The following is a 4,424-nucleotide window of genomic DNA, read 5'->3' on the forward strand; positions in this document are numbered from 1 at the left end:
GAGGAGGAATTGCAGACCATCCCCGGCCTGGGGCCGCACACTGCGGCCAGTATCGCCAGTTTCTTCTCCCGCGAACGCAACCGCCAGTTCATCGAGAAGTTGTGCCGGGCCGGCGTGGTATTGGCAGGCGAAAGAGAGGCGCCGCGCGAGGGTCCGCTGGCGGGCCTCACTTTTGTGATTACCGGCACGCTCTCCGTCAGCCGCGAGGAGATGACCGAGTACATCGAGGCCCATGGCGGCAAGGTGACCGGCTCGGTGTCGAAGAACACGAGTTACCTTGTGGTAGGCGATTCGCCTGGGGGGACGAAGTACGAGCGGGCACAGGCCCTGGGCGTGCCCATGATCTCCGAGGCCGACCTGCGGCGCATGGTAGAGGGGGGTAGTTAGGACAGCGCGCTCATCAGTAGGATTATGAGACACTACGTGTAGTAGGCGTACGCACTGCTGAGACCTCTTCTGATGCTACCTGCAAACGAATTCGCGGATTGTCATCACAAATCCCCAGAGTGTTAAACCCCGTGGTACCGGCCCCTGGAATATTGGTTGCATGCAAGGATTAGCCCACATTGTGTTGTCCTGTTTCGCAATATGAAACAAAAGGCTTGACACGATTTCAAATCATGCTATAATTTGAATTAGACATTACGATACTCTTTTTCATAATGCGAAACAAATCTGAGCATGGGCTATACAGTACAGTCTGTAGAACGAGCACTTCAAATCCTCTTTGAGTTGAGCAAATCCGCCGAGGGAATGAGCCTCACGGAACTCGCAGCGCGCACCGGTTTGCACAAGTCTACAGTCTCGCGCTTGCTCAAGACGCTAACAAAATATCAGTTTGTCAGTCAGGACAGTATAACCTCATGGTATTTACTCGGCCCCAGCGCTCTAGAGATCGCCTTCGACTTCCTCAGCGATTTGGAATTGCGTAGAGTGGCCTTGCCACACATGAGGTCTCTGCGGGAGATCACTGCAGAGACGGTGAACCTAGCCATCCTGGATAAGCGCGAGGTGGTGTACATCGACCGTGTGGAAAGTCGGCATACGCTTCGCTTGACAACCACGATTGGCAAGCGGGCTCCGGCACATAGCACAGCGCTGGGCAAGGTTTTGCTTGCGTATTCGGATGCGACTGTCGTGGGTCAACTTTTGCGTGCGGGTCCTCTGGAAAGGTGCACGGCCAATACCATGGTGGACCCAGACACCATTGAGTCCGAACTGGCGAAAGTGCGCCGTGCAGGTGTCGCAGTTGATGACCGAGAGAACCAGGATGACGTCAGATGTGTCGGCGCCCCTATCTTTGATGCGTGGGGTAGGGTCATCGCGGCCATTAGCGTCTCGGGCCCCGTATCACGGATCACACCCAATAGAATCCCCCAATTGATGGAGGAGGTCAAACGGGCTGCCCAAGCCATATCAACGGAATTGGGTTACCGCAACAACCGGTCTGGAATGACTGCAGGTAATCGAATTGTCCCAGAATAAAACAAACGCAAACGAAGGAGGAAAAGTGGCACATAAGATCCGAACAGTACTTGGTGATGTGGACCCCAACAAACTGGGGTTCATACTCCCTCACGAACATCTGATTACTTTCCCGCCTATGCGTGTGCGCTCCGACCCTGATTATCGGCTGCAGGATGTGGGGAAAGCAATAGAAGAGGTCAATCTCTTTAAGCGCGCGGGCGGCACTGCATTGGCAGAGATGACTACACATGGATATGGGCGGGATGTCAACGCGCTCCGACATATCTCCAAAGAAACTGGTGTGCACATCATTTCTACAACGGGCTTTATTATGGAAAGCCTGTTTCCACCAGAGGCGTTCAATTATACCGAGAAGCAATTGGTGGATCTCTTCGTGAGAGATATTCAGGAAGGTATGGATGGGACAGACATCAAGGCTGGTCTCCTGAAGTGTGGCACCAGTCATGATAAAATGACCAGAACGGAAGAGAAAGTAATTCGCGCCGTGGCCAAAGCACATCATATAACGGGGGCGACGATCAGTACCCATACTATGGGTGGCACCATGGTTTTCTCGCAAATCGAAGTGTTAAAGTCGGAGGGTGTAGATTTGGCACGGGTCATTATCGGTCACCTTGACCGAAACTCGCTCAATATTGGCTATCTAAAGATGGCAGCGAGAACCGGCGTCTATCTGGAGTTTGATAATGTCGGTAAGACGAAGTATTACCCCGATACTTTGCGAATAGACATGATCAAGCAACTGATTGACATGGGCTTTGTCAAGCAGATATTGCTTGCTGACGACAACGGACGTCAATCGTACTTCGCTTCGTATGGAGGCGGCCCAGGGCTGGATTACATCCCCAAGGTCTTCGTGCCAATGTTGCGTGAAGCGGGCGTCAGCGAGGCAGATATCGAGCAGATGACAGTACTTAACCCGCGAACCGCCTTGGCATTCGAGGCGCGGTAATGTATTGCGGGCCACCGGCACGAGGGTGCGAACGTGGTGCCGGTAGATAGAGAGCATCTTTAGGAGGTGTGGTTCTTATGGCGCGACTCCCCGAGATTTTGACCGTATGCGGGGTAGGCTATGGTACCAGTCTGCTGTTGAGAATGACCATCGAGGATATCCTGTCAGAGGAAGGTTTGGTGGCCAAGGTAGCAGCCTGGGATTCTGGCACGGCAAAGGGTCAAGCAGTGGATATCATCGTGTGTGCGGATGATTTAGTGGCGCACCTGGAAGGTTTCAAGGGCAAGATTGTTCCCATAAAAGATCTTACGGATAAAGCCCACATAAAAGAGCGGTTCTTGCCGGTATTCAAGGAAGTTGTGGCTGAGATTGAGGCCAAGGAAAAGAGGCGCCGCTAGTAACTCACGAGACCTTTGTTACCCATTTGTCGCTTCACCGAATGGAACTGCTAGGTTCGCTGATGGTGGCTCCTAGTTACTTTTTGTGTAATTGCAGATGAATGCAGACCAAGGCCTGGAAAGGAGGTGGATATAGCAAATCCCATGTGATGGCATAGATCTTGCGTGTTGGCGTTGGTTTTCCAAGAACTGTCCTAGGACTCGAGGAGGTAACTTATGGACATCTTAAATGTTTTGATTCAACTACTCACCATCCCAGCGATTTTGATCGGTCTGGTCGCGCTAATCGGCTTGGTGGTGCAACGCAAGACTATCACACAAGTGATCTTGGGAACCTCGAAGACTATTCTGGGGTTCCTCATCCTGAACATCGGTGTTAGTGCGTTCACCGGGCCACTGAAATCATTCGACACCCTTTTCAGGTCGGCCTTTAACCTCACAGGGCTGTACCTGGAAGACAACGCTGCGGTGGCTCTTATGATGCAGCGCATCGGCACCCAGGTTGGACTGGTCATGGTACTCGGTTTTGTGGTCAATTTGCTTGTCGCCCGGTTGACTCCGTTCAAGTGGATCTACCTTACCGGCCACAAGGCCTGGGCTATGGCTGGTGGAATCGCTTTCGCTCTGGTCGCCTTGGGGGTAAGCGGAGTGCCCTTGGTCATTGTTGGGGCTCTGATCCAAGGCATCTACATGGCTGTGCAGCCCCATTTACTACAACCGTGGATGCGCCAGGTGACAGGTTCGGATGAGTACGGTTTTGCCCATACGCTAGGCTCCGTTGTCGGGTTCGGCGCATTTTTCGGCAAACTTCTTGGCAACAAGGAGCAGAGCATTGAAGAAATGTCGTTGCCGAGCGGCCTGGAGTTCTTCCGCGACATTGCCATCACGCTGAGTCTGATCATGGTTGCCCTGTTCGCTGTGCCTTCTATCTTTGCACCAGAGGCCGCGGCCAAACTGGCTGGGACTCAGCATATCGTGGTCTGGATCACTCTGCAGGCCTTAACAGCGACCGGTGGGTTCCTGGTGTTATTGCAGGGTGTGCGCATGTTCCTCGGCGAATTGAACCTGGCGTTCCGTGGCATCGCCCAGAAGATCGTCCCTGGCTCGAAGCCCGGTCTCGACTGCCCAGTGGTGTTCCCCTTCGCGCCCACCGCCGTAGCCACAGGGTTGGTTGTTGGCTTCATTGCCTGGCTTCTTGGAATGGGCTTGTGTTCACTGCTTAGGCTCCAGTACATACCTGTCCCATCCCTTATGCCTGTGACGTTCGGGTGCACTTCAGCGGCGGTTTTCGGCAATGCACTTGGAGGCCGTCGTGGTACGGTGGTCGCCGCATTTGTCACAGGCCTCGTGTGGCCGGTCTTCGGCGCATTGTTCTACCCCCTGCTTCCGTTCCCCGAGTATGAAGTAGTGGGCACTGGTCTGCTGACCTGGGACATCTATATCGTAGTGGGGCTTATCAGGGCAGTAGGTGCGCTCTTTGGTCTAGGTAGATAGATGTCAGATGTATATCTTGGCTTTGGTCAGGAAGGAGGTGAACTGTTCGACTGGCACTCTCTTTGTTACATGAGGATTGAACGTAACCCTGC

5 protein-coding genes are annotated in these 4,424 nt (G+C 53.4%); all 5 read left to right on the top strand.

What is annotated here, in order from left to right; all coding sequences use genetic code 11:
• Positions 1 to 387, top strand: a 387-nt coding sequence (locus H5T64_13300; protein MBC7265309.1) for an NAD-dependent DNA ligase LigA, incomplete at its 5' end; no start/stop codon positions are given.
• Between the two features lie 294 nt (positions 388 to 681).
• The gene (locus H5T64_13305) at positions 682 to 1,485 is read left to right on the top strand and encodes an IclR family transcriptional regulator (protein ID MBC7265310.1); all 804 of its coding nucleotides are present in this window, start codon (positions 682 to 684) and stop codon (positions 1,483 to 1,485) included.
• 25 nt (positions 1,486 to 1,510) lie between these two features.
• Positions 1,511 to 2,440 carry a phosphotriesterase-related protein gene (locus tag H5T64_13310; GenBank protein ID MBC7265311.1) on the top strand — a complete coding sequence of 310 codons (930 nt, stop codon included), beginning with the start codon at positions 1,511 to 1,513 and terminating at the stop codon, positions 2,438 to 2,440.
• 77 nt (positions 2,441 to 2,517) lie between these two features.
• Positions 2,518 to 2,838, top strand: a complete 321-nt coding sequence (locus tag H5T64_13315; GenBank protein ID MBC7265312.1) for a PTS sugar transporter subunit IIB — start codon at positions 2,518 to 2,520, stop codon at positions 2,836 to 2,838.
• A gap of 216 nt (positions 2,839 to 3,054) precedes the next feature.
• Entirely contained in the window at positions 3,055 to 4,332 is a 1,278-nt protein-coding gene (locus H5T64_13320; GenBank protein MBC7265313.1) for a PTS ascorbate transporter subunit IIC, read from the top strand.
• Positions 4,333 to 4,424: the final 92 nt, after the last annotated feature.

It is taken from the genome of Chloroflexota bacterium (assembly GCA_014360825.1).
Lineage (GTDB): Bacteria > Chloroflexota > Anaerolineae > UBA2200 > JACIWT01 > JACIWT01.

Coding starts and splice junctions, on each gene's coding strand:
- H5T64_13315 (MBC7265312.1), top strand. CDS start 2,518: ATGGCGCGACTCCCCGAGATTTTGACCGTATGCGGGGTAGGCTATGGT.
- H5T64_13320 (MBC7265313.1), top strand. CDS start 3,055: ATGGACATCTTAAATGTTTTGATTCAACTACTCACCATCCCAGCGATT.
- H5T64_13305 (MBC7265310.1), top strand. CDS start 682: ATGGGCTATACAGTACAGTCTGTAGAACGAGCACTTCAAATCCTCTTT.